The organism is Luteimonas sp. BLCC-B24, from assembly GCF_028550595.1.
Taxonomy (GTDB): Bacteria; Pseudomonadota; Gammaproteobacteria; order Xanthomonadales; family Xanthomonadaceae; genus Luteimonas.
The window spans coordinates 694,068-718,740 of sequence record NZ_JAQQGN010000001.1; the positions used below are offsets into that span (position 1 = coordinate 694,068).

The window sequence follows — 24,673 nt, forward strand, 5'->3', positions numbered from 1 at the left end:
ATCGCCTGGCGAGTGAAGGAACGAACGTTGGAGAAGACCAAGAAGTCGGTGCGTCGCAAGACCCGCGGCGTCACCATCGCCGAAGTGGCCGCACTCGCCGGCGTCTCGCCGATGACGATCTCGCGGGTGATCAACGGTCAGGGCAAGGTGCGTGAGAGCACCCGGGAACGTGTGATGCGCGCGGTGCGCGAGTTGAACTACACGCCCAACCTCGCCGCCAGTTCGCTCGCGGCCGCGCAGCACACGCGCATTGCGCTGGTCTACACCAATCCCAGCGGCGCCTATCTGCGCGAGCTGCTGCTCGGCCTGCTGCGCGTGGCCTCGGGCACGGCGATCCAGCTGGTCATCGACTACTGGGACGAACTCGACGCCGACGCCGAGCGCAAGGCCGCGCGGGCGCTCGCCAAGCGCGTCGACGGCGTGATCCTGCCGCCACCGCTGTGCGAATCCAAGGCCGCGGTGACCGAATTCGTGCGCGCCGGCGTGCCGGTGGTGGCGATTGCCTCGGGCCGCTTCAGCGACGACATCTCCTGCGTCCGCGTCGACGAGTTCCGCGCCGCGAAGGAGATCACCGGGCACCTGATCGAACACGGCCACACCCGCATCGCCTGCATCAAGGGCGGCACCTACCTCAGCGCCACCGCGCGGCGTTTCGAGGGGTTCAAGGCGGCGCTCGACGAGGCGGGGATCGCCCTCGACACCGCGCTCATCCAGCAGGGCGACTACACCTATCGCTCGGGCCTCGCCGCCACGGAAACACTGCTGGCGCTGCGCAAGCCGCCGACCGCGATCTTCGCCAGCAACGACGACATGGCCGCCGCCGCGATCTCGGTCGCACACCGGCGCGGCCTCGACGTGCCGCGTGACCTGTCGGTCGTCGGGTTCGACGACAGCTCGGCCGCGACCACGGTCTGGCCGGAACTGACCACGATCAAGCAGCCGATCGAGGCGATGACCAATACCGCCATCGAGGTGCTGGTGCGCGGCATCCGCCGCAATGACGCCAGCACGCGTGTGCTGGCCGACCATGTGATCGCGCACCGGCTGATCGGTCGCGATTCGGTGGCGAAGCCGCCGCGCGCGAAGTGAGTGCGACGCGGCGCGGGGCCGGGCCGCCGCACGCGCGGACATCGGTCCGATGTGCGCGCGGGCGGCCCGTGGCGTCATGCGGTCCGGCCCTCAGCGCAGCAGGTACTGGTTGAGCAGGTTCTCGTAGGCTTCCTGGCGGCCGCTGCGCTGCTGCGGCTCGCCCGCCTTCGAGGCGATGCCGTGCAGGTCGGCCAGCGAGAGGCGGCCGGCTTCGAACGCCTGGCCATCGCCGGAATCGAAGCTCGCGTAACGCGCCTTGCGCCATTGCTCCCACGGGGATTTTTCGAGCAGCGCGTGTGCGACTTCCAGACCGCGCGCGAACGCATCCATGCCGCCGATGTGGGCGATGAACAGATCCTCCATGTCGGTCGATTCGCGGCGCGGCTTGGCGTCGAAATTCAGACCGCCTTCCAGCCCGCCCTGGCGCAGCACCACCAGCATCGCGCCGACGGTGTCGTAGAGATCGGTCGGGAACTGGTCGGTGTCCCAGCCGTTCTGCGCATTGCCGCGGTTGGCATCGATGCTGCCGAGCAGGCCGTGATCGCTGGCCACCTGCAGGTCGTGCTCGAAGGTGTGGCCGGACAGCGTGGCGTGGTTGGCCTCGATGTTGAGCTTGAAGTCCTTCTCCAGCCCGTGCTCCTTGAGGAAGCCGGCGACGGTGGCGCTGTCGAAATCGTACTGGTGCTTCATCGGCTCCATCGGCTTGGGCTCGATGAGGAAGTTGCCCTTGAGGCCGATGCTGCGGCCGTAGTCGCGCGCCATGGTGAGGAAGCGCGCGAAATGCTGCAGCTCGCGCTTCATGTCGGTGTTGTGCAGGCTGGCGTAGCCCTCGCGGCCACCCCAGAACACGTAGTGCTCGCCGCCCAGCTCGACCGTGGCATCCAGCGCCGCCTTGACCTGCACCGCCGCACGCGCGACGACCGCGAAGTCGGGATTGGTCGATGCACCGTTCATGTAGCGCGGATGCGAGAACAGGTTGGCCGTGCCCCACAGCAGCTTCATGCCGGTCGCCTGCTGGCGCTCCTTGGCCAGTGCGACCATGTGCTTGAGGTTCTTCTCGTAGGTGCCGATGTCGTCGGCGTCCGGTGCCAGGTCGACATCGTGGAAGCACCAGTACGGCACGCCGAGCTTGGTGAAGAACTCGAACGCCGCATCGAGCTTGGCCTCGGCCGCCGCCAGCGGTTCACCGCCATCCCAGGGAAAGCGCCGCGTGCCCGGACCGAACGGATCCTGTCCCGAATTGCAGAACGTGTGCCAGTAGCAGACCGCGAAACGCAGATGCTCGGCCATCGTCTTGCCGCCGATGCGGCGATCGGCCTGGTAGACCTTGAACGCGAGTGGATTGTCCGAGTCGCGGCCCTCGAACGGGATGGTGCCGATGCCGCTGAAGTATTCGCGGCCGCCGATGAAATGCTGTGCGCTCATGTGGGGTTCTCGTGCAGTGCGTGAAGAGAGGTAGGGACCATTCGGACGCGCGCGGATCGCCTCCGCGCGCGATCGTTCATGACGACGGCGATGCGGCGTAGAGCGGACGCACCGCGTCCAGATGCCGCAGGAACCGCTGGTAGGCGGGCTGGTAGGCGCGCACTCGCGCCGGATCGGGCATGCACGCGAGCGAGGGATCGACCGCGACGTGCGCGCCGGCCACATCGGCCAGCGTGTCCGCAGCGCCCTGCGCACGCTGCAGCGCCCACAGCGCCTGCAGCGCCGCACCGAAGGCGGCGCTCTCGACCTGCGCGGGCACGTCGACCGGGCAATCGAAGACATCGGCCACCATCTGCCGCCACGCCCCGCTGTTCGCGCCGCCGCCGGTCAGCGCGATGCGGTCGAAGCGCATGCCGGCACCGACGAAGGCGTCGTAGCCGTAGCGCAGGCTGTAGGTCGCGCCTTCCATCGCCGCGCGGTAGACGTGCGCCTCGCGCATGTTGTGCGCACCGAGACCGGCCAGCACGCCCTTGCCCAGCGGCAGGTCGGGCGTGCGCTCGCCGTTGAGGAACGGCAGGAAGGTCAGCCCGTCGGCGCCAGGCGGCGTCGCCGCGATGCGCGCGTCACCGTCACGCGTGCTGAAGCCGAACATCTTCGCGACCTGCTCGGTCACGACGGTGCAGTTCATCGTGCAGATCAACGGCAGCCAGCCGCCGCTCGAGGAACAGAATGCCGCCCACGCGCCGCCGGCATCGACGATCGGCCGGTCGGCATAGGCGAACAGCGTGCCGGACGTGCCGAGGCTCATCGTCAGCCGGCCCTCGGCGACACAGCCGGTGCCGATGGCCGCCATCATGTTGTCGCCGCCGCCGGCCGCGATGCGCGTGCCGGCCGGCAGGCCCAGTTCGCTGGCGATCGCCGCCGACACCGGCACCAACGTATCGGGCTCGACCAGCGGCGGCAGGCAGTCGGCGAGATCGCGCGTGGCGTCGGTGGCATCGAGCATCGTCCTCGACCAGGTGCGCGTGCGCACGTCGAGCCAGCCGGTGCCGGAGGCGTCGCCGTGTTCGCACCAGCGCTCGCCGGTCAGCACGAAATTCAGATAATCGTGCGGCAGCAGGATCGTCGCGAGCTTCGCGTACACCTCGGGCCGGTGCTTGCGCGTCCACGGCAGTTTGGATGCCGTGTAGCCGGCGAGGATCGGATTGCCGGCGACCTCGATGCAGCGCGCCGCGCCGCCCACCGCGTCCATGATCTCGCCGCATTCGGCGCTGGTGCTGGTGTCGCACCACAGCTTGGCCGGGCCCAGTACCTCGCCCGCCGCATCCACCGGCACGAAGCCATGCTGCTGGCCGGAGACGCCCAGCGCCTCGATGCGTCCGCGGATGCCGGCATCGACCGCATGGAAGCACTCGCGCATCGCATCCACCCAGGCCGCCGGATGCTGCTCGCGGCTGCCGTCCTCACCGCTGATCAGATCCAGCGGCGCACTGGCACTGGCGATCACCCGGCGCGCATCGGCGTCGTAGACCACCAGCTTGACGCTCTGGGTGCCCGCATCGAGCCCGGCGACGACGGTCACGGCACCACCGCCCGGCCCGCAAAGTTAGCGCTAACATTCACCGGGACAAAAAAAAGGACACGCATCGGAACGGCTGGCGACATGGGTGCGGTCGGTGGAAATCGACGATGGCTTGCACTCTAGCAGCAGTTCGAAAAATGGCTTGCTGCGCTGCGGAATCCGGTCCTTGTCGCGGCGATGCACCCGTCCAGGGTCCGCGATCACGCGCGACGGCGTGCCGGGACTTCGCGCCGCGGCGCTCGCCGGGCACGCCCGATCCCCTGCTGGGCAACGCGGCCGTCATGCCGGCGAACCGACCGCATACACGCACCAGGTCACCGCGCCGATGAGCGCGATTCCCACGGTACAGACCAGGAAGCGCTCGCGCGTTCCCGCGTCGTCGTCGCCGTTGAAACTGGCGTGCGGAAAGCGCCCCAGTGTCAGCAGACGCCACACCGGCCAGCCGGCCCACCAAGCGATCGTCAGTACGAAGGCCTCCCAGACAAGCCAGAGCGCGCCCCGGAGGACAAGCAGAAGCGGGCGTGCGATCACATCGAGGATATCCATTCCCGTCCTTGTCGGCAGAACCGCCGCCGGGTCGAAACATCGCCGGCCTCGGGGGTGAGCGCAAGGGGCGCGACCGCCCGGCCTGTCGGGTCGAACGCCAGCGAAACTCACGCTCGCAGCGTGGCCCCGCCATCGACGTAGAGATCGCTCATCGCGATGTGGCCGGCCTGGTCCGACAGCAGGAACATCACCGCATGCGCGATGTCGTCCGGCTCGGCCAGTTTTCCGAGTGGAATGCCGCTCTTGAAGGTCTCCAGCGTGCCGGCGATCGTGCGCGCCTCGCCGCCGGCGTCGGTCCACATGCCGGTCTGCATGGGCGTGCGGGTCGAACCCGGCGCGACGATATTGCAGCGGATGCCCAGCGGCGCGAGTTCGAGACCGAGGCAGCGCACGAACATCGTCGTCGCGGCCTTCGACGCCGCATAGGCCGCCATGTTCTGGCGTGGTATCCCGGCGGCATTGGAGCTGACGGTCACCATCGCGCCGCGGCGGCGCGGCGCCATGACGCGGGCCAGCGCCTGGGAGACGTGGAAGACGCCGTCGGTGTTGACCGCGAAGGTGCGGCGCCATTCGTCCGCGGTGAGGTCGAGGACCGCCGCGGTCGACAGCACGCCGGCCACGTTGACGGCGAGATCGACGGGGCCGAGGTTCGCTTCCACGTGCGCCACGCGCGCATCGACCGCGGCGGCGTCACCGACGTCGAGTGCGAACGCGTGCACGCCTGCGCCGCCGGCGTCCGGCGCGACACGATCGGTCGCGACGACGACGGCGCCACTCGCGCGCAGCATGCGCACCACGGCGGTGCCGATTCCACCAGCGGCGCCGGTGACGAAGGCGATCTTGCCGTCGAAGCCTGTGAGTTGCATGCAGAAGTCCGGATCGGTGCTGGCGGTGGGTGTCCGGGCGCGCGTCCGGTCTTTCGACGCGCACGCCCGAGGGCATTGTAGGTGCGCGATGCGGCGCTACCGCGGCCGCTTCATCGCGAGCGCGCCTGCAGGGTGTCGTAGGTGGCCAGTCGCGCATCGAGCAGCGGCGCGATGCGCGCGGTGGCATCGCGGCCGGTCAGTTCGGCGTGCAGGAACGGCAGCGCGATCGATTCGACATGCGCGGCGTGGGCCGCCCACAGGGACGACTGCAATTGGGGCCGATCGGCGTGATCGTTGCCGGCGCGCACGTGCAGCAAGGTGCCGTCGAAGCGTGCGTGGTGATGCAGGCGGACCAGCCGGTTGGTGTCCGTGACCGCACGCACCACGCCGTCGAGCACCGCGCCGGGCAGGTTGCCGAGCGCGCTGTCGCCGCGGCGCAGGAACTCGACGATCGCCGCGCGCGTGCGCAACTCCGGGTAGGCGTCGGGGGCGTAGCCGGCGATCGCCAGCAGCGCACGCAGGGCGGCGGCGGCGTCCGGCTCGGGTTCGGCGCGCCAGACCTCGGCCGGATAGGCATCGAGCAGCGCCAGCACGCCGACCTCGCGGCCGAGGCTGCGCAGGCGCACCGCCATCGCCTGGGCGAGGATGCCGCCGACCGACCAGCCGAGCAGATGCACCGGCCCGTCCGGCTGCGTTTCGATCACCCGGTCGGCGTATTCCGCCGACAGCGCGTCGATGCTGCCGGGGAGCGGCTGTGCGAGATCGAGCGCGGGCGATTGCAGGCCGAACACGCTGCGCGCAGGCGTGAGCGCGCGCGCGAGCTCGCGATAGCACCACGCGATGCCGCCGGCGGGATGCACGACGAACAGCGGATCACGCGCGGGATCGCCTCGCCCCAGTGCGATCAGCGGCGCCAGCCCGTGATCGGGTGCCATGCCCTCCCCTGCGTCCAGCGCGGCGGCGAGCCCTTCCACCGTCGGCGTGGCGAACACGGCGCCGAGGCCCGGATCGCGTCCGAAGCGCTGCTGGATCGCGAGCAGCAGATGCACGGCGAGCAGCGAATCGCCGCCGAGCGCGAAGAAGTCGGCGTCGGCGCCGACGCGTTCGATCCCGAGCGCGTCGGCGAAGAGCGCGGCGAGTGCGGCCTCGGTCGGCGTGCGCGGCGCGACGAACGCGCCCGCATCGAATGCAGGCGCCGGCAAGGCGTCGCGGTCGAGCTTGCCGTTCGCGGTGACCGGCCAGTCCCCGAGCGCGACGAACGCCGTGGGCACCATGTAGTCGGGCACGTGGGCCGCGACGAACGTGCGCAGCGTGGCGGCGTCGAAACCGGTCGTGGGCTGCAGGTAGCCGACCAGGCGCCGGTCGCCGGCGCGATCCTCGCGCACGATGACCGCCGCCTGCGACGCGAGTCCGCTGGTGACGATCGCGGCTTCGATCTCGCCCAGCTCGATGCGCAGGCCGCGCAGCTTGACCTGATGGTCGCTGCGGCCGAGGAACTCGACGGCGCCGTCGTTGCGCCAGCGGGCGAGATCGCCGGTGCGGTAGATGCGCTCACCCGGCAGATACGGATCGTCCAGGAAGCGTTCGGCAGTCAGATCGTCGCGGCCCAGGTAGCCGCGCGCGAGCTGCACGCCGCCGAGATACAGATCACCGACCACGCCCGGCGGCAGCGGCCGCATGCGCGCGTCGAGTACGTACAGCCGCGTGTTCCAGACCGGAAAGCCGATCGGCACCGGGCGCGAGCGGTCGTCGGCGCTGGCCGGCCAGAAGCTGACGTCGACCGCGGCCTCGGTCGGGCCGTAGAGGTTGTGCAGCTCGGCGTGCACGGTCGCGTGGAAACGGTCGCGCAGGTCCGCATCCAGCGCTTCGCCGCTGACGAAGACGCGACGCGTCGACAGTCCTCGCGCCTCGGGCGCGGCGAGAAACGCGGCCAGCATCGACGGCACGAAATGCAGGGTGGTGATCCCACAGTCGCGAATCAGGCGCGCGATGGCGACCGGGTCGCGATGCGCGTCGGGCGGTGCGACCACCAGCGTGGCGCCGGCCAGCAACGGCAGGAAGAATTCCCACACCGACACGTCGAACGTGGCCGGCGTCTTCTGCAGGATGCGATCGGATGCGTCGACGCCGTAATGCGTGCGCATCCACTCGAGCCGGTTGACGATCGCACGATGCTCGACGACGACGCCCTTGGGCTCGCCGGTCGAACCCGAGGTGTAGATGACGTAGGCGGCGTGCTGTGGCGCGACCGCCGGCAGCGCGGTGTCGCCCGCGGTCTGCGGCCAGGCGCGCGGCGCGAAATGCGGCATGGCGTCCTGCCACTCGATGCCGTCGTCATCGAGCGCGAGCAGCGCGACCGGCTGCGCGGAGCGCAGGATGCGGGCGCGCCGTTCGACCGGATGCGCCAGATCCATCGGCAGATACGCGGCGCCCGCGCGCAGTACCGCGACCAGCGCGACGACCAGTTCAATCGAACGCGGCAATGCGACCGCAACGACGGTGTCGGCACCTGCGCCGCGCGCGTGCAGTGCCTGCGCGAGCGCATGCGTGCGGGTGTCGAGATCGCGGTAGGTCAGCGTCTCGCCTTCGAACACCAGCGCCGGCGCCTCGGGCATGGCAGCCATCGACGCCTCGATCAGCGCGACCAGGGTCGTGTCGGGTACCGGATGTGCGGTGGCGTTGAAGTCGAACAGCGTGCACGCGGCTTCGGCCGGCGTCGCCAGCGGCACGTCGTCGAGGCGCGCCTCCGGCTGCGCCGCCAGGTCGAATGCGGACGCGAGAAACACGCGCAGACGGCGCGCGTGCGCGACCACGTCGGCTTCGGAGTACAGCTCGGGATTGGCCTCGATCTCCAGATCGAGCGCCCGCGCGCCGTCGCCGCGGAAGCCGAGCGTGATGTCGTCGACCGGGCCGGTGGCGAGGATTTCCATCGCGGCCTGCGCGCCGGCGAGTGTCACCGGCCTGTAGAACGGCTGCACGTTGATCAGCGGGCCGTGCAGCCGGCGCTGACCACCGATCAGGCCCAGATCGCGCCGCAACTGCTCGCCGCGGTAGCGCCCGTGCCGGCGACCGCGCAGCAGTGCGCGCACGATCGTCTGCACGAAATCGGCCAGGCGCGCCTCCGGCTGCGCGGGCACGCGCAGCGGCAGCACGTTCATGACCATCGCCGGCACGCGCGCGGACGCGCTGCCGAGCCTGCCCATGAACGGCACCCCGACCACCGCCTCGCCCTGCCCGCCGAAGCGCTGGCAATAGGCGGCGGTGAATGCGGTCAGCACGTCCGGCCAGGGCTGTTCCAGCGCCGCCGCCGCACGCGCCAGGCCGTCACGGAACGCCGTGTCGAGCGCTTCGACATGGCGCAGGCAGTCGGGAGCGGCATGGGCGAAGCCGCCGCCGAGGCCGGCCGCCGCCGGCATGCCGGTCAGCGCGTCCTGCCAGTACGCGGCATCGGCCGCGCGCCTGTCGGACCTGCGATAGCTCAGGTCTTCGGCCAGCACGCCGTCCAGCGGTGCGAAGGCCGCGCTTGCGCTCGCGTCGGCATACAGCGCACACACGCGCTCGGTCAGCAGCGCCATGCCGTAGCCGTCGGTCGCGAGGTGATGCACGCGCAGATACCAGACGTAGCGGCCGCCGCCCAGTACGTAGAGCCGCTGCAGCGCGAGGCGATCGCGCGCGGGATCCACCGGCGAGCGCCGATCGCGCGTCACCGCCGCGCGTGCGGTGGCCTCCGGCGCCGGTTCGGCGGACAGGTCGATGATCTCCAGATGCGGCACGTGCCCCGCGTCGACCCACTGGACCGGCCCGTCGGCGGTCTCGCGCATGCGCAAGGCCAGCGCCGGCGCCTCGTCGACGGCCCGGTCTGCCGCGCGCGCGAACGCCTCGACATCCAGTGCGCCCTCGATCCACAGCGCGTGCGCGGTGTTGAAGGCCGGGTTGTCCAGCGCCAGCCGCTGCGCATACCAGAGGCCGGCCTGCGCTTCGGTCAGCGGCCGGGCCGTGGCCGACGCGGGCGCACCGGTGTCGACAGGTGACGCCGTCGGGTTCATCCGGCGGCGGGCGTGTCGCGCTGCAGGCCCTGCACCACCTGCCACCAGCCCGCGAGCGTGGTGTGCTCGGCCAGCTGCGAGAACTCCAGCGCGATGCCGTGCTCGCCCCAGGCCATCACCAGGCCCAGCACGCGCATCGAATCGAGGCCGAGGTCCATCAGATTGTCGTGGTCGCGCACGTCCTCGGGCGCTTCGCCGAGCAGCTTCGCGATGTCGGCGCGCATGCGCTCGAGGGTCAGCGGGCCGGTGCGGTCGGTGGTCATGGCAGCAGTTCCAGAAGTCGGTCGGTGGTCAGCGGCACGCCGCAGGTGCGCGCGATCCAGTGCAGCGCGAGATCGTGGTCGGCGCGCGAGAAATCGGCAACCGCGTCAGCGACGACGAAGGTTTCGATGTCGCGCTGGAAGGCCTCGGTCGCCGTCGACAGCACGCCGATGTGCGTATAGACGCCGGTGATCAGCAGCTGGTCGCGGCCGCGCGCACGCATCAGCGTGTCGAGGTTGCTGCGCTGGAAGGCGCTGTAGCGATGTTTGACCAGCACGTGGTCGCCGGTCGCGGGCGCCAGCGCGTCGATGATCGTTTCGTGCTCGGGCACCGCCTGCATGCCCGGCCCCCAGAGGTCGGCCTGCAGGCCGCGGTCGCGCCGGTCCTGGTTGCCGCGCTGCGCGGTGTAGAACACCGGGATGCCGCGGCTGCGGCAATGCGCGAGCAGGCGCGCGAGGTTGGCGACCGCCGGCGCCAGCGGCGCCTCGTCCTGCGCGAACGCGGCGAGGAAGTAGCGCTGCATGTCGTGCACCAGCAACGCGGCGCGCTGCGTTTCCGGCACCCAGGGTCCGCGCGCGGCCGGCAGTTCCGCAGCGGTCGGCAGCGGATACGGGGCGATCTTCGGCAGGCCCATCAGCCGGCGTCCTTCTGGTCTTCGAGGAAGCGCGCGCGCAGCTGCGCACGCAGTTCGCGCCGGCTGATCTTGCCCACCGCCGTGGTGCCGAAGGCGTCGACGAACACGATCTGGTCGGGCACCTTGAACGCGGCCAGCCCCCGCCCGCGCACCCAGGCCTTGAGTTCGGCCGGGCGCGGCGTCTCGTCGCCGGGAATCACGAACGCGCAGCTGCGCTCGCCGAGGAAGTCGTCGGGAATCGACACCACCGCCGCATCGAACACCTGCGGATGCGCGAGCAGATGGTCCTCGATCTCCTCGGCCGAGATCTTCTCGCCGGCGCGGTTGATGTGGTCGGTCGCCCGGCCCTGCACGATCAGATGCCCGCTGGGCAGGCGCTGGACCATGTCGCCGGTGCGGTAGAAGCCGTCGTCGGTGAACGACCGCGCATTCGCGGCGGCGTCGTTGTGGTAGGCGCGGATCGTGTACGGGCCGCGCGTCAGCAGATGGCCGACCTCGCCGTCGGTGACCGGCACGCCATGGTCGTCGACGACCAGCACTTCATCGTCGTCGCTGATCGGCCGGCCCTGGGTGGTCAGCACGAGCTCGTCGGGATCATCGAGGCGGGTGTAGTTCACCAGCCCCTCGGCCATGCCGAAGACCTGCTGCAGCCTGCAGCCGAGGCTCGCGACGACACGACGCGCGGCTTCGGGCACCAGCTTGGCGCCGCCGACCTGCAGCACCTGCAGGCTCGACAGATCGTGCGCGGTCTTGCCTGCGGCATCGGCCCACAGCAGCGCGAGCGGCGGCACCAGGCCGACGCAGGTCACGCGCTCGGCGGCGATCAGCGGGAACGCGACATCGGGGCCCGGCCCCGGACTCAGCACCACGCGCGCGCCGGCATACAGCGCACCGAAGAACCCCGGCGAACTCATCGGGAAATTGTGCGCGGCCGGCAGCGCGACCATGTAGACGCTGTTCGCGTCGATGCCGCACAGCGCGTTGCTGGCGCGGAAGCTGTAGATGTAATCGTCGTGCGTACGCGGGATCAGCTTCGACAGGCCGGTGCTGCCGCCGGAGATCTGCAGGAACGCGACCGCCTGCGGATCGGGATCGCCCGGCAACGCCGTGCGCGGCCCATCGAGCGACGCCACGGCGGCGAATTCCGCCGGCGCGCCGACCACGAACACGCGCCGCACCGCCGGCACCTCGGCCTGCAGGTCGCGGGCGAGCGCGCGGTAATCGAAGGCATCAAAGCGCTCCGCGCAGACGTAGGCGGCGGCCTCGGCCTTGCGCGCGAAATGGGCGACCTCGGTCAGCCGGTGCGCGGGCAATGCATACACCGGCACCAGCTGCGCACGGAACAGGGCACAGACCACGGCGATGAATTCGGGAATGTTGCCCAGCTGCACGACCACGCGATCACCGGGCACCAACCCCTGCGCGAGCAGGCCGGCGGCGATGCGCTCGGCCTCGGCCCACAGCTGCGCATAGGTCCAGCGCGCACCGCCGCCGACCACGGCCACTACCTCCGCGCACCGCGTTGCGCGCTCGCGCAGAAAGCCCGGAAACGTCTCGCCCCGCCAGTGCCCGGCCGCGCGGTAGCGCGCGACGAACGCATCGGGCCAGGTCTGGCGCAGCGGCAAACGCTGCGGCGTGGGGGGCTTGCTCATCCGGTCCTCGGTGATACGTGCACGGCGGGTCAGGCAGCGCGGGCCTCGTCGATGCCCAGTGCATCGAGCAGTGCCCGGAACTTCGCGGCGGTCTCGTCGACCTCCAGCGCCGGCTGCGAGCCGGACACGATACCGGCCCCGGCGAACAGGCGCATCGTGCGCCCCTGCACATGCGCGCAGCGGATCGAGACATACCAGTCGCCGTCGCCCTGCGCATCGCACCAGCCGACCGCGCCGGCATAGAAGCCGCGATCCACCGGCTCCAGCGCGCGGATCATCTCCAGCGCCTGCGGACGCGGGGTGCCGCAGACCGCGGGCGTGGGATGCAGCAGGCCGGCCAGCGTGGCCGCCGAGACATCCGCGTTCCTCAGCGTGCCGGTGATGCGGGTGCCGAGGTGCCACATCGTCGCCGTGGCATGCAGCGACGGCCGCGGGGGCACCTGCAGCGCGCTGCACAGCGGCGCCAGGGCTTCGACGATGGCGTCCACCACGTGACGATGCTCGTCGTGATCCTTGACCGATTCCATCAGCGCCTCGGCGGCGCGGCGATCGGCGTCCGGATCGGCCAGGCGTCGCGCCGAGCCGGCCAGCGGATGCGAAACGATCGCGCGGCCGCGCCGCGACACCAGCAGTTCGGGCGTCGCGCCCACCAGCCAGCCCGCCGCGCCACCGGCGCTCGCCGGCACCGGCGTGACGTAGGTGGTGACGCTGCGATCGGCGCCGAGGCGTGCAGCCAGCGCGCGCGGATCGATCGCGACCGGCGCGTCCACGCGCAGGCTGCGCGCGAGGACGACCTTGCGCAGCACTTCGGCGCCCGGCGCGGCACCGGTGTCGAGCCGCTCGATGCAGCGCGCGACCGCGTCCGCATAGGCCGCGGCCGAGGGCATCTCGACGGCGTGCCCGCCCAGGGCCATGACCGCCGGCACCGGCGCGGACGTCGGCGTGCTGACCTGCGCCGGCTGGAACAACGCGTCCTCGTGCGCAGGATCGAACGGCAGCGCGCCGACCAGCAAGGCCGGGCCATCGGTGCGTCCGGCGAAGAAGTCCGCGACCCGTGCGCCCAGCGTCGCCGCCGGGCCCGCCGGCAGACGCTGCTGCACGCCGTCAGTCTCGATCCGGCGCAGCGGCGCGTCGAGGCGGAACAGGCTGGTCGCCGGCGCGCGTGCCGGATCCGCGACCCCGGTCAGGCTCTGCAGGGCGGCGCTCATGCCCGGCGTCCTCCGCCGTGGACCGCCGCCGTCAACGCCAGGATCACCAGCACCGCGCCGACCAGCAGGTAGGGCGCGCTCGGCGACATCCGGTACAGCAGCGTGCCCAGCAGCGGCCCGGCCACCATGCCCATGCCCTGCACCGACGCCACCGTGCCCGCCGCCGCGCCCTGCTCGTGCGCCTCGACCGAATCGGCCGCCAGCGCCTGGAAGGACGGAAACACGAAGCCCATGCCGAAGGCCGCGACGCCGTACGCGGCGAGCAGTTGCCACTGGGCATCGACGGCGACCGCCGAGGCGAAGCCCGCGGCCGACACCATGGCGCCGACCGCGATCCAACGCGCCGGCGGCACCGATCTCAGCCGCATCACCAAGGCCTGGGCCAGCATCAGCCCGACGCCGACCGCGGTCAGCGCCAGGCCGGCCACACGGGCGCCGTCGGCAGGCGAGAGCTGCAGCCGGTCGATCGCGAAGAAGCCCACGGCCACCTGGGCGATCGTCACCGACACCATGCCCGCGAACACCGCGAACAGCGGCAGGCGCAGCCGCGGATCGGCAAAGCGCATCACCGGCGCGGGCCCCGGCCTCGACGCGTGGGCGGGCGGCGTGTCGGGCAACCGCCACCACAGCACCGCCAACGCGAGCAGCGGCAGCAAGGCCGCGACGTAGAGCGCCCAGGCGATGCCGTGGAACGCGATCCAGCCCGCGGCCGCCGGTCCCACCACCATGCCCACCGCGTTGGCGGTACCGAGCTTGGCCATCGCCGCACCGCGCCGACCGGGCGCGACCTCGTCGGCGACGCAGGCCGCGGCAGTCGACGGCACTGCGGCGTAGAACAGGCCGATCAAGGCCCGCGTGACCACCAGCGCGGCCACCGACAACCAGAGCGCCGGCGGCGCACGCAAAGCGGCACCGACGAACAGCGCCATCGCGATATAGACCAGCGCGTAGCCCGCGAGCGCGACCAGCAACACACGGCGCCGGCCAAGGCGATCGCTGAGGCGTCCCCAGCGGCGCGCCGACAGCATCCACAGCACACCGGCCGCAGTGACCGACAGTCCGGCGTGCCACTCGGCCAGGCCCAGCAGGCGCACCACAGGACCCACCACGGCGACGAACGCCATCATCGCCATCGTGCCGACGAACGCGGTGAGCACCAGCGCCGGCAGCGCCGAGGCCGACGGGTGCGCGGTGGTCGCGGCAGGCAGCGATGTCGGGGGGATCGACGGGGGCAACGCCGGGCCTCGGAGTCGTGGGCGGGGGCGGTCCGGGTGCGATGCGGGGCGGCCGCGCTGTCCGGACGGGACGACGTGAATGATAACAGGTCTCATTTGTGAACGCCGCGCCACGACTCGTCCCCACACGACCAGGCTGCGGCGATTTGAGAACAATTCGCATTCACCGTAGACTGGGCGTCTGCTCCGTCTGCCGACGGGCCCTCCCCCACGTCTCCGCCGCCGCCCGAGACCGCCCGCCTCGGACCTCCATGCGTATCGATCGTCGCCCCGCGCCCGCCCCGCTCGCCACCATCATCGCGGCCCTGCTGTGCCTGCCCGGCCCCGCCGCCGCCGACCCCCGGGATCCGGCCACCGACCTCGACACCGTCCGCGTCACCGCCGAAGCCATCGCGCGTCAGGCGCTGGGCACCTCGGTGATCACGGTGGACGACATCGAGCGCCGGCCACCAGCGAACGACCTGTCCGAGCTGATCCGCACCATGCCCGGAGTCAACCTCACCGGGAACAGCGCCTCCGGCCAGTACGGCAACCACCGCCAGATCGACCTGCGCGGCATGGGTCCGGAAAACACGCTGATCCTGATCGACGGCAGGCCGGTCGGCTCGCGCGATTCGATCCGCATGGGCCGCAGCGGCGAGCGCAACACGCGCGGCGACACCAACTGGGTGCCGGCCGAGGCGGTCGAGCGCATCGAGGTCCTGCGCGGCCCCGCCGCCGCGCGCTACGGCTCCGGCGCCTCGGGCGGCGTGGTCAACATCATCACCAAGCGCCCCACGGGTGATCTGACCGGCGCGCTGGGCCTCTACGGCCAGGTGCCGCAGCACGGCGACGAAGGCGGCAGCCAGCGTGTGGGCGCGACCCTGAGCGGACCGCTGACCGATGCGCTGTCGTTCCGCCTCTACGGCAACCTCAACAAGACCGATGCCGATGCACTGGACCTCAACGCGGATTTCGCGTCGGGCGTCACCCCGCCGGCCGGGCGCGAGGGCGTGCGAAACCGGGACGTCAACGCCCTGCTGCGCTGGGACATCGATGCCGGTCATGTCGTCGAAGTCGAGGCCGGCATCAGCCGCCAGGGCAACATCTACGCCGGGGATCGCGCGGTCAGCACCGACGGCACGCCGTTGCTGACCGCGCTGGCCGATGCCGGCGCCGAGACCAACCGCATGGTCCGCACCAGTGGCGCCATCACCCATCGCGGCGTCTGGGGCGATGCGACCTCGCGCCTGACCCTCGCCGCCGAGGGCACCAACAACACGCGCCTCGCCGAGGGTCTGGCCGGCGGACCGGAAGGCAGCATCGGCGCGGCGGACACCTGGACCACCGCGCGCCTGCGCAATGCCGCGATCGACGGCGAGGTCAGCCTGCCGACGACGTTCGGCGCCGCCGGACACGTGTGGACGGTGGGCTTCGAACACCGCGACAGTGAACTCGACGATCCGTATTCGGTGTCGCAATCGGACGGCGCCGGCGGCGGCATTCCGGGGCTCGATCCCGACCGCGGCGGCGGCCGCGCCGAGGCCCGTACCACGGCGGTGTTCGTCGAGGACAACATCTATCTGGGCGAGCGCTGGATCCTCACCCCCGGTCTGCGTGTCGACCATCACAGCCAGTTCGGCACCCACACCGGGCCCAGCCTCAACGTGCAGCTGGCCCTGGGCGGGAATCTGCGGCTCAAGGGCGGCGTGGCGCGTGCGTTCAAGGCGCCCAATCTCTACCAGTCCAATACCAACTATCTGTATTACACGCGCGGCAACGGCTGCCCCGATACCTTCCCGAGCCTCGGCTCGGGCTGCTACGTCCAGGGCAATGCGGAGCTCGAGGCCGAGACCAGCCTCAACAAGGAAATCGGCATCGAATGGGCACCGGCCAGCGGCCACCAGGCCTCGCTGACCTATTTCCACAACGCCTATGCGGACAAGATCGTCGCCGGCTTCGTGCCGGTGGGCACCACGCCCGGTACGCCGACCGCGGGCCCGGCGCGGATCTTCCAGTGGGAGAACGCGCCCGACGCCGTGGTCCAGGGCCTGGAAGGCAATCTCGTCGTGCCGCTGCTCGGCGATCGTGGCGACGTGCTGTCGTGGTCGAACAACATCACCTACATGATCGAAAACGAGAATCGCGCGACGCGCCAGCCGCTGTCGGTGATTCCCGAATACACCGTCAACACCACGCTCGACTGGCAGGCCACGCGCGCGCTTGCGCTGCTGCTGACCGGCACGTTCTACGGCCGCCAGGTGCCGGCCAGTGCCGACATCAACAACGACGACCGCTGCGCGGGCGTGACCGACCCTGTCGCCTGCCAGACGCTGCGCGCCACGCGCGAGCCCTACGCGGTGTGGGGCCTGGGCCTGCGCTGCCGCATCACGCCGACCATCCGCCTGGGCGGCGGCGTCGACAATCTGTTCGACAAACGCCTGTTCCGCGAATCCAGCAGCAGCGGCGCCGGCGCGGCGACCTACAACGAGCCCGGCCGCGCCTACTACGTCAGCATGACCCTGGGCTTCTGACCGATACTCCGACGCATGAGCGAATCCCGTCCTCCCCTGTCCACGCGCACCCGCGTCGCGACCCTCGCCGCCGCGGCGGGCCTGCTGCTGGCGCTGCAGATCGGTGCGATGCCCGAGGCCGCCGCGCAGCAGCGCAATCCCGGCCTGACCATCGGCGAGACCATCGCCGACCGCGTGTCGGCGCACTACACCGTCGAGCGGTTCGGCGTGTCCAGCGCCGACGGCACGCGCAGCTGGCGCGTGCACGTGGCGGTGCCGAAGACGCCGGCGCCCGCGGGCGGGTTTCCCGCGTTCTGGATGCTCGACGGCAACGCCGCGCTGATCGAATTCGACGACGCCCTGCTCGCCGAACTCGCAGCGCAGCCGGTGCCGCATGCGCTGGTCTTCGTGGGATACGAGAACGCCCTGCGCATCGATTCCGAAGCGCGCACGCGCGACTACACGCCGGTCGCCGGCGAGCGACCGGTGCGCGGCGGCGCACCGGTGATCGGCGGCGGCGGTGCGGACGCGATGCTGGAAACCATCGAGCGCACCATCCGCCCGGAACTCGCCCGGCGCGTGGTCACCGACCCCGCGCGGCAGACCTTGTGGGGCCATTCGCTCGCCGGGCTGTTCGCCCTGCACGCGCTGTACACGCGCACCGGCGCGTTCGACACCTACGCCGCCGGCAGCCCGTCGCTGTGGTGGGGGGACGGCGCCCTGCTCGGTGCGCCCGAGCAGCGCTTCGTGGCGAACAATGCCGGTCGTCCGGCGCGGGTGCTGCTCGGGCTCGGCGAAGGCGAGCGCCAGGTTTCACACCGCGATCTGTCGGATCCGCGCGTACAGGTGCATCTGCGCCGCATCGCCGCCGCACCCGCGGATTCGGCGCAGCGTCTGGCCGAACGGCTGGCCGAGGTCGACGGGCTCGACGTCAGCTACCGGGAATTCCCCGGCCTGACCCACGGGCCGATGTTCCGCGCGTCCCTGATGTGGGCATTGCACGTGGTCACCGGCGTGGCCGACCACAGCGACACCCCGAGCCGCGCCGACGGCGTGGCCCCCGATCACTGACGGACGCGCGGCCCATCGCGTCCCCGCACCACGGCTTTCACTGAACACCGGCTGCGCATCGCCGGCACCGTCCACGCTCCAGGAGCTTTCCATGCACACGACGTCATCCCGCCGCCTGCGTCTGGCCACCCTCGCACTCGCGCTGTCCGCGGTCGCCGGCATCGCCGGCGCCCAGGTCTTCAGCCAGCCCGATCCCGACTTCGGCGGCGCGGTGCGCGCGAGCAGCCCCGTCATCAAGGCCGGTGACACGGTCGAGATGACCGGCCAGGGCTTCAAGCCGGGCCAGGCGGTGACCCTGCTGCGCGGCGAACGCGCGCTCAATGCGCGCCCGTGGACGGCCGATGCCGAAGGCCGGATCAGCGGTCAGGTCCAGATTCCCGCCGACGCGGTCGTCGGCCGCCACCCGGTGGTCGTGCGCGTCGCCAATCCCGATGCCGCCGCCGTGATCGAACTGAAGGTCTCCAAGGACGTGCCGCTGTCGGGCGCGGACCGCTACGACGTGGCCGTCAACAAGCTGGTCCAGGGCCTCTACCAGGTCGCCCACAGCCGGACGTCCAACGCCTTGTTCGTCACCGCCGCCACCGGCCGCCCGCCGGTGCGCCAGTCGGAACTGCTCAAGCTCGACCCCGACACGCTGGAGATCACCGCACGCGTCACCCCGGCCCAGGTGGAAGGCCAGAGCGACGGTCGCGTCTACGCCGTCTACGGCGTCGCCGTGGACGACGCCAACGGCCATGTCTGGGTGACCAATACCCGTGACGACTCGGTCGCGGTGTACCGGCAGTCGGACCTGTCGCTGGTCAAGCAGTTCGAAGCCGGCGTACTCCCGCACGGCCGCGACGTGGTCGTGGACACCCGGGACAACCGCGTCTGGGCCAGCGGCTTCGGCGGCGGTCGCTTCGTGGCCTTCGATGCGACCACGCTCGAGGTGGTGCAGGACGTGACCGTGCCCTCGCAGGTGCGCGGTGAGGAATTCGGACCGATGGCGCTGACCGTCGATCCCGTCGGCGGCAAGCTGTATTCGGTGGGTCTGTCGACCGGCGAGGTCGTGGTGCTCGACGGCGCCACGGGCGCGGTGGACCGGATGTTCCGCTTCCCCACGCTCAACGGCGGCATCGGTGTCGCCATCGATGCCGAGGGCCGGCGTCTCTACGTCACCGGCCAGGGCAGCGACAACCTGATCATCGCCAACGCCGACACCGGCGAGGTGCTGCACGATGTCTATGTCGGCGCGGGCGCAGTCTACGTCGCGTTCGATCCGCACACCCGCCTCGCCTATGTGGCCAGCCGCGGCGCCGGCACGATCACCGCCGTCGACGCGAACGGCACGATCGTCGCCAATCTCGACGGCGGCACGTTCCCCAACCACGTACTTCCGATCGGCGACGGCGTGGTCTATGCGATCAACAAGTCGCGCGGCGCCGAGGATCCGAACGGCGACCAGATCCGCCGGCTCGTGCCGAAAACCCACTAAAATCGTCGCTCCGCAGCGGCCGGACCCGGTCCGGCCGCTTTTTTTTGCGATGGAATCGAAGATGTCCGAGCCCCGCGTCCTTGCTCCGCTGCTGATCGCCCTCGCCTGCACTCTCACCGCATGCGCGCCCCCGTCCGGGGACGCGCCCTCGGCAGTCGCCGCCGCGCAGTCCGGTGATGCGGTCCTGCCCGAGGGCTGGCAGCGCGTGGCCGGCACCGACATCCCGCGCGTTGCGCGGTCGCCGCAGGCGTTGCCGGTCACGGTGCGCTCCGACGACGGGGTCGACGTCACGGTCACCGACACCGCACGCACCATCGTCGGCAACGACGACATCGTGATGGTCATGGATTCACTCGGCCTGGCCGAGCAGGTGTTCGCCGCGCCCACGAACTCGGTCACCGCGACCGGACGCAACGCGCCGCATCACTTCCTGTTCAATCGCACCACCGGTGTCGAAGGCATCCTCAGCCTCGACGGCACGCTGTTCGTCGGCAACAGCCTGCGCCGCCACGGCAAGCTCGCCCAGCCGCTGCGCGACGCCGGGCAGACGCTGGTGATCGTCGACGAACTGCAGCCCATTCCCGACAAGGTGCGCAAGCTCGCCGCCGTGTTCGGTCATGCCGACGAAGGCGAGCAGCTCGCCGCCCAGGTGCAGCAGCAGCTCGACGAGGCCGCGCGCATCGCCGCCACCCACACGCGCAAGCCGCGCGTGATCCACATCTCCGCCACCGGTGGCGGCGGCTCGCCGACCGTCGGCGGCGCTGACACCGCGGCCGCGGGGCTGATCCGTCTCGCCGGCGGCATCAACGTCGGCGACGAGGCCAAGGTGGCCAACTATTCGCAGCTCAGCAACGAGGGCATCGTCGCGGTCGAGCCCGAGGTGATCCTGGTCAGCGAGGACGACCTGCGCGTGTTCGGCGGCGAGCCCGGGCTGTGGAAGGCCTACCCGTCGCTGAAGCAGACGCCGGCCGGCTTCGCCAACCGCGTCTGGGTGATGCCCGATACCCAGCTCAAGGTCAGCAGCATCGGCGGCGGCGCCGGCGCGGTCGCACTGGCACAGGCGCTGGCCGCGCTGGCCGCCGAACTCGACGCCGCGCCCGGCGCATGAGCGGCGCCGCGGCACGACGCACCGGCCTGGTCCGGCGACCGCCGGGCGGCCTGCTGTTCGTCGCCCTGCTCGCGTTGCTGGTGGTGGTGATCGTGCTGTCGTTCGGCATCGGCCCGCTGCGCATCCCGCCGGGCGATGTGGTGCACGTGATCGCGCACAAGCTCGGCGTGGTCGAGGCGGGTGCGCTGACCCAGCGCGACATCTCGGTGGTGTGGAACCTGCGCGTGCCGCGCGCTTTGCTGGCGGTGATCGTCGGCGCCTCGCTGGCGATGGCCGGCGCCGGCCTGCAGGGCCTGTTCGGCAATCCGCTGGCCGATCCCGGCATCGTCGGCGTCACCCATGGCGCGGCGCTCGGTGCGGTCGGCGCGATCGTGATCGGCGCGACCGCATTCGGCGCCTGGACGATCCCGGTCGCCGCGTTTCTGGGCGGCGCGGCGACGACCACACTGATCTACCTGCTCGCCCGGCCCGATCGCGGCACCGGCACGGCGACGTTGCTGCTCGTGGGCATCGCCATCGCCGCGGCGTGCTCGGCCGCGATCGGCTTCTTCACCTACATCGCCGATGCCGACGAGCTGCAGTCGCTGGTGTTCTGGCAGATGGGCTCGCTGGCGATGGCGAACTGGAACTCGATGCTGGCGGCCCTGCCCGCGTTCGTGCTCGGCGCCGTCGCGCTGCGTGCGCTGGCGACGCCGCTGGACATGCTCGCGCTGGGCGAACGCCAGGCCCAGCACATCGGCCTGGACGTCAACCGCGCGCGGCTGATGCTGATCGCGGTCTGCGCGCTTCTGGTCGGCTCCGCGGTCGCCTTCGCCGGCGTCGTCGGCTTCGTGGGTCTGGTGGTGCCGCACTTCGTGCGCCTGCTGGCCGGGCCGGGGCACCGTTGGCTGATTCCGCTCTCGGCGGTCGCCGGCGGCCTGTTGATCGTCGTCGCCGACACCGCCGCGCGCAGTCTCGATCCACCGTCGGAAATCCCGCTCGGCCTGTTCTCGGCCGCGCTCGGCGCGCCGTTCTTCCTGTGGCTGGTGCTGCGCCGCAAGGGCACCGCATGAGCCCGAACACGCACGACGCCGCGCAGGATGTGCTCGCGCTCGACGGCGTGAGCGTGCGCATCGACGGGCGCGCGATTCTCGATGCGGTCGACCTGCGCTTCGCGCGCGGCACGCTGACCGCACTGGTCGGCCCGAACGGCGCCGGCAAATCGACCCTGCTCGCGGTCGCGAGCGGCGATCTCGCACCGGCCGAGGGCCGCGTGCGCCTGTCCGGCGCGGAGCTGCGCGACTGGAAGGCCCGCCCGCTCGCCCGCGAGCGCAGCGTGCTGCCACAGGACCACGCGGTGCGCTTCGGTTTCAGCGTGCGTGAAGTCGTCGCGATGGGTCGGCTGCCGCATCCACCGGCGCCTGCGGAGGACGGGCGCATCGTCGATGCGGCCTTGGCATCCGCGGACGTCACCCACCTCGCCGCGCGCGACGTGCAGACGCTGTCAGGCGGCGAAGCCTCGCGCACCGCGTTCGCGCGCGTGCTCGCACAGACCACGCCGGTCGTGTTCCTCGACGAGCCCACCGCCGCGCTCGACCTGCAGCACCAGGAAGCCGTGCTGCGCATCGCGCGCGGCCTCGCCGACGACGGCGCCTGCGTGATCGTCGTGCTGCACGATCTGAACCTGGCCGCCGGCCACGCCGACCGTATCGTCATGCTGCACGGCGGCCGCATCGCCGCCGACGGCAGCCCGCGCGAGGTGCTGACCCAGGCGACGATCGAACGCGTCTACGCGCAGCCGGTGCTGGTGCTCGAACACCCCACTCGCGGCGTGCCGCTGGTCGTCAGCGACGATCCACGCGCCTGAGTCGGATCGCGCGCCGGCATCGGACGGGCCGCGGGCAGCGCCCCCGTGCGCGCTCGTTGCGAGGACCCAGGCGATGCCCGCATTCCGCGTCCACCCTCATTGCTGCCTGCGCGACGACCCCACCTGCGGATCCTCGACCGTCAGTGCGCGCCCCCGGCTTCGCCGCGCATGGGGGCCGTCGCGACCTCGTCCACGGCACCGCCTTGCCGACACCCGGCTCGACGCAGCGCGGCCGTCACCGGGCGACCCCGTGGCCGGCCGCGGGAACTCGGGCGCCACACCACGCAGGCGCCTGTGCGGTCGTCGCCGACTATCGGCGCGCACCGTGCGCGCGAACGCCGAGGGGAGCCCGTCGTGCAGGCCATCACCGACCCGCCCCGTGGCGGCCGCGGCTGGTCGTGCAGCGCCCGGAGGGACGTGTGGCGGTTCGCCGGGAACGACGCCCGGGCGATTCAACGCCCGGACCGCGCTCAGCCTTCGCGCAAGCGCGCCACGACCGGGGCCACCTGCGCCTGTCGCCCCAGCGCCTCGCCGACATCGGCCAGCCGCTGCGCCAGCGCCTCGGCCTCGTCCGCGCGCAGCGTCGCGTGGCCCACCTTGCGGCCGTCGCGCGGCTGCTTGCCGTAGTCGTGCCAATGACCGCCGGGAGTCGACAGCATCGGCATCGCCTCCGGCATCTCGCCGATCCAGTTGAGCATGCAGGCGATGCCGCGCACGGCGGTCTCCCCCAGCGGCAGGCCCAGTACCGCGCGCAGATGGTTCTGGAACTGCGAGGTCTCGGCGCCCTCGATCGTCCAGTGCCCGGAGTTGTGCACGCGCGGCGCCAGTTCGTTGGCGAGCAGTTCGCCGTCGCGGCAGAAGAGTTCGAGCGCGAACACGCCGACGTAGTCCAGCCGTTCGGCGATCGCCCGTGCGTGCGACAGGGCCGTCGCGCGCAGCGCCTCGTCCACGCGCGCCGGCGCCAGGCTCGCCGACAGCACGCCGTCGACATGCCAGTTCTCGGTCAGCGGCCAGGCGCGGAACTCGCCGTCACGGCCGCGCACGGCGACCACGCTGAGCTCGCGCTGGAACGCGACGAAGCCTTCGAGGATCAGGCCCACACTCGACGCCTGCGCACCGAGCGCCGCCCAGGCGGCGTCGACATCGGCCGGCGACTTGATCCGGAACTGGCCCTTGCCGTCGTAGCCCAGCCGCCGGGTCTTGAGAATGCACGGCGTGCCGATGCGCGCGATCGCCGCCTCGAGATCGGCGCGCGTGGCGACATCGGCGAAGTCCGGCACGGGAATGCCGAGTTCGCGGAACAGGGTTTTCTCGGCGAGACGATCCTGGGTGAGCGCCAGGGCATCCGGATTCGGGAACACCGGCACGCGCCCGGCCAGCCAGTGCGCGCTCGCCGCGGGCACGTTCTCGAAATCGAAGGTCGCCACGTCCACCTTCTCGGCGAACTGCGCCAGCGCGGCGTCGTCGCGGTAATCGCCGACCAGCAGCGGCGCGAACTGTCCCGCGCAGGCGTCGTCGGCGGTGTCCATCACCAGGAACCGCAGGCCGAGCGGCGCGCCCGACAGCGCGAGCATGCGCGCCAGCTGGCCGCCGCCGAGAATGCCCACCGTGGTCGTGGCCCGTGCCTGCGTGCTCATCGACGCGGATCGTCGTTGGCGGCCACGTCGTCGGTCTGGCGCTGGCGGAACGCATCCAGCGCCGCGGCGACCGCGGCATCGTCGGCCGCGAGCATCGCGGCGGCGAACAGGGCCGCGTTCGCGGCGCCGGCGTTGCCGATCGCGAACGTCGCCACCGGAATGCCGGCCGGCATCTGCACGATGGACAGCAGCGAATCCATGCCGTTGAGTGCCTTGGACTGCACCGGCACGCCGAGCACCGGCACCGCGGTCTTCGACGCGAGCATGCCCGGCAGATGCGCGGCGCCGCCGGCGCCGGCGATGATCGCGCGCAGTCCGCGCGACTTCGCACTCGCGGCGTACTCGAACAGCACGTCCGGCGTGCGGTGCGCGGACACCACGCGGATCTCGTGCGCGACGCCGAGCTGTTCGAGCTTCTGCGCGGCGTGCTGCATCGTCTCCCAGTCGGAGCGCGAACCCATCACGATGCCGACCTTCGGCGGAATGGAGCTGCTGGTCATG

The 24,673-nt window shown here is 71.5% G+C and carries 19 protein-coding genes; 7 read left to right on the top strand and 12 right to left on the bottom strand.

Features of this window, described 5'->3' with window-relative positions; genetic code table 11:
• The first annotated feature begins 27 nt into the window (after positions 1–27).
• A complete protein-coding gene (locus PQS31_RS03400; RefSeq protein WP_272761259.1) occupies positions 28–1,089 on the top strand; it encodes a LacI family DNA-binding transcriptional regulator in 1,062 nt (353 codons plus the stop codon).
• Between the two features lie 90 nt (positions 1,090–1,179).
• Here PQS31_RS03400 and xylA read toward each other — a convergent pair whose 3' ends face one another.
• The 10 genes from xylA to PQS31_RS03450 form a co-directional block, all read right to left on the bottom strand.
• A complete protein-coding gene (xylA, locus tag PQS31_RS03405; RefSeq protein ID WP_272761260.1) occupies positions 1,180–2,514 on the bottom strand; it encodes a xylose isomerase in 1,335 nt (444 codons plus the stop codon).
• A 76-nt stretch (positions 2,515–2,590) separates the two neighbouring features.
• Positions 2,591–4,096 carry a xylulokinase gene (gene xylB, locus PQS31_RS03410; protein WP_272761261.1) on the bottom strand — a complete coding sequence of 502 codons (1,506 nt, stop codon included), beginning with the start codon at positions 4,094–4,096 and terminating at the stop codon, positions 2,591–2,593.
• A gap of 279 nt (positions 4,097–4,375) precedes the next feature.
• Positions 4,376–4,642 (bottom strand): hypothetical protein, encoded by a 267-nt coding sequence (locus tag PQS31_RS03415; protein WP_272761262.1) that lies wholly within the window; start codon positions 4,640–4,642, stop codon positions 4,376–4,378.
• Positions 4,643–4,749: 107 nt separating this feature from the next.
• Entirely contained in the window at positions 4,750–5,508 is a 759-nt protein-coding gene (locus PQS31_RS03420) for a 2,3-dihydro-2,3-dihydroxybenzoate dehydrogenase (RefSeq protein ID WP_272761263.1), read from the bottom strand.
• A gap of 110 nt (positions 5,509–5,618) precedes the next feature.
• Positions 5,619–9,554: an amino acid adenylation domain-containing protein gene (locus PQS31_RS03425; RefSeq protein WP_272761264.1), complete on the bottom strand. Its 3,936-nt coding sequence runs from the start codon at positions 9,552–9,554 to the stop codon at positions 5,619–5,621.
• Positions 9,551–9,817 carry a phosphopantetheine-binding protein gene (locus tag PQS31_RS03430; protein ID WP_272761265.1) on the bottom strand — a complete coding sequence of 89 codons (267 nt, stop codon included), beginning with the start codon at positions 9,815–9,817 and terminating at the stop codon, positions 9,551–9,553. Before PQS31_RS03430 ends, PQS31_RS03425 begins: the two co-directional genes overlap by 4 nt.
• On the bottom strand, positions 9,814–10,449 hold the full coding sequence (locus PQS31_RS03435) for an isochorismatase family protein (protein WP_272761266.1): 636 nt from the start codon (positions 10,447–10,449) through the stop codon (positions 9,814–9,816). Before PQS31_RS03435 ends, PQS31_RS03430 begins: the two co-directional genes overlap by 4 nt.
• Positions 10,449–12,101, bottom strand: coding sequence for an AMP-binding protein (locus PQS31_RS03440; protein ID WP_272761267.1), 1,653 nt, complete (start codon positions 12,099–12,101; stop codon positions 10,449–10,451). Before PQS31_RS03440 ends, PQS31_RS03435 begins: the two co-directional genes overlap by 1 nt.
• 29 nt (positions 12,102–12,130) lie before the next feature.
• Positions 12,131–13,309, bottom strand: a complete 1,179-nt coding sequence (locus PQS31_RS03445; RefSeq protein WP_272761268.1) for an isochorismate synthase — start codon at positions 13,307–13,309, stop codon at positions 12,131–12,133.
• The gene (locus tag PQS31_RS03450) at positions 13,306–14,478 is read right to left on the bottom strand and encodes an MFS transporter (RefSeq protein WP_336314322.1); all 1,173 of its coding nucleotides are present in this window, start codon (positions 14,476–14,478) and stop codon (positions 13,306–13,308) included. The genes PQS31_RS03445 and PQS31_RS03450 overlap by 4 nt, the downstream gene beginning before the upstream one ends.
• A 317-nt stretch (positions 14,479–14,795) precedes the next feature.
• On the opposite strand from PQS31_RS03450, the gene PQS31_RS03455 reads away from it, so the two are divergent.
• The 6 genes from PQS31_RS03455 to PQS31_RS03480 all read left to right on the top strand — a co-directional run bounded on the left by PQS31_RS03455 (position 14,796) and on the right by PQS31_RS03480 (position 22,535).
• On the top strand, positions 14,796–17,057 hold the full coding sequence (locus PQS31_RS03455; RefSeq protein ID WP_272761270.1) for a TonB-dependent siderophore receptor: 2,262 nt from the start codon (positions 14,796–14,798) through the stop codon (positions 17,055–17,057).
• A gap of 15 nt (positions 17,058–17,072) precedes the next feature.
• Positions 17,073–18,107 carry an alpha/beta hydrolase-fold protein gene (locus PQS31_RS03460; protein ID WP_272761271.1) on the top strand — a complete coding sequence of 345 codons (1,035 nt, stop codon included), beginning with the start codon at positions 17,073–17,075 and terminating at the stop codon, positions 18,105–18,107.
• 91 nt (positions 18,108–18,198) lie between these two features.
• Positions 18,199–19,581: a YncE family protein gene (locus PQS31_RS03465; protein ID WP_272761272.1), complete on the top strand. Its 1,383-nt coding sequence runs from the start codon at positions 18,199–18,201 to the stop codon at positions 19,579–19,581.
• Positions 19,582–19,642: 61 nt separating this feature from the next.
• Positions 19,643–20,689 (top strand): ABC transporter substrate-binding protein, encoded by a 1,047-nt coding sequence (locus PQS31_RS03470; protein WP_272761273.1) that lies wholly within the window; start codon positions 19,643–19,645, stop codon positions 20,687–20,689.
• Complete coding sequence (locus PQS31_RS03475) at positions 20,686–21,741, top strand: iron ABC transporter permease (RefSeq protein ID WP_272761274.1); 1,056 nt, start codon at positions 20,686–20,688, stop codon at positions 21,739–21,741. Before PQS31_RS03470 ends, PQS31_RS03475 begins: the two co-directional genes overlap by 4 nt.
• Complete coding sequence (locus tag PQS31_RS03480; RefSeq protein ID WP_272761275.1) at positions 21,738–22,535, top strand: heme ABC transporter ATP-binding protein; 798 nt, start codon at positions 21,738–21,740, stop codon at positions 22,533–22,535. The genes PQS31_RS03475 and PQS31_RS03480 overlap by 4 nt, the downstream gene beginning before the upstream one ends.
• 470 nt (positions 22,536–23,005) lie before the next feature.
• Here PQS31_RS03480 and PQS31_RS03485 read toward each other — a convergent pair whose 3' ends face one another.
• The gene (locus PQS31_RS03485) at positions 23,006–24,172 is read right to left on the bottom strand and encodes a 5-(carboxyamino)imidazole ribonucleotide synthase (RefSeq protein ID WP_272761276.1); all 1,167 of its coding nucleotides are present in this window, start codon (positions 24,170–24,172) and stop codon (positions 23,006–23,008) included.
• Positions 24,169–24,672 (bottom strand): 5-(carboxyamino)imidazole ribonucleotide mutase, encoded by a 504-nt coding sequence (gene purE / locus PQS31_RS03490; protein WP_272761277.1) that lies wholly within the window; start codon positions 24,670–24,672, stop codon positions 24,169–24,171. The genes PQS31_RS03485 and purE overlap by 4 nt, the downstream gene beginning before the upstream one ends.
• Between the last annotated feature and the right edge of the window lies 1 nt (position 24,673).

Excerpts from the sequence above, each read along its gene's own strand:
- xylA (WP_272761260.1), bottom strand. The coding sequence starts at position 2,514 with ATGAGCGCACAGCATTTCATCGGCGGCCGCGAATACTTCAGCGGCATC.
- PQS31_RS03415 (WP_272761262.1), bottom strand. The coding sequence starts at position 4,642 with ATGGATATCCTCGATGTGATCGCACGCCCGCTTCTGCTTGTCCTCCGG.
- PQS31_RS03420 (WP_272761263.1), bottom strand. The coding sequence starts at position 5,508 with ATGCAACTCACAGGCTTCGACGGCAAGATCGCCTTCGTCACCGGCGCC.
- PQS31_RS03425 (WP_272761264.1), bottom strand. The coding sequence starts at position 9,554 with ATGAACCCGACGGCGTCACCTGTCGACACCGGTGCGCCCGCGTCGGCC.
- PQS31_RS03430 (WP_272761265.1), bottom strand. The coding sequence starts at position 9,817 with ATGACCACCGACCGCACCGGCCCGCTGACCCTCGAGCGCATGCGCGCC.
- PQS31_RS03435 (WP_272761266.1), bottom strand. The coding sequence starts at position 10,449 with ATGGGCCTGCCGAAGATCGCCCCGTATCCGCTGCCGACCGCTGCGGAA.
- PQS31_RS03440 (WP_272761267.1), bottom strand. The coding sequence starts at position 12,101 with ATGAGCAAGCCCCCCACGCCGCAGCGTTTGCCGCTGCGCCAGACCTGG.
- PQS31_RS03445 (WP_272761268.1), bottom strand. The coding sequence starts at position 13,309 with ATGAGCGCCGCCCTGCAGAGCCTGACCGGGGTCGCGGATCCGGCACGC.
- PQS31_RS03455 (WP_272761270.1), top strand. The coding sequence starts at position 14,796 with ATGCGTATCGATCGTCGCCCCGCGCCCGCCCCGCTCGCCACCATCATC.
- PQS31_RS03460 (WP_272761271.1), top strand. The coding sequence starts at position 17,073 with ATGAGCGAATCCCGTCCTCCCCTGTCCACGCGCACCCGCGTCGCGACC.
- PQS31_RS03465 (WP_272761272.1), top strand. The coding sequence starts at position 18,199 with ATGCACACGACGTCATCCCGCCGCCTGCGTCTGGCCACCCTCGCACTC.
- PQS31_RS03470 (WP_272761273.1), top strand. The coding sequence starts at position 19,643 with ATGTCCGAGCCCCGCGTCCTTGCTCCGCTGCTGATCGCCCTCGCCTGC.
- PQS31_RS03475 (WP_272761274.1), top strand. The coding sequence starts at position 20,686 with ATGAGCGGCGCCGCGGCACGACGCACCGGCCTGGTCCGGCGACCGCCG.
- PQS31_RS03480 (WP_272761275.1), top strand. The coding sequence starts at position 21,738 with ATGAGCCCGAACACGCACGACGCCGCGCAGGATGTGCTCGCGCTCGAC.
- PQS31_RS03485 (WP_272761276.1), bottom strand. The coding sequence starts at position 24,172 with ATGAGCACGCAGGCACGGGCCACGACCACGGTGGGCATTCTCGGCGGC.
- purE (WP_272761277.1), bottom strand. The coding sequence starts at position 24,672 with ATGACCAGCAGCTCCATTCCGCCGAAGGTCGGCATCGTGATGGGTTCG.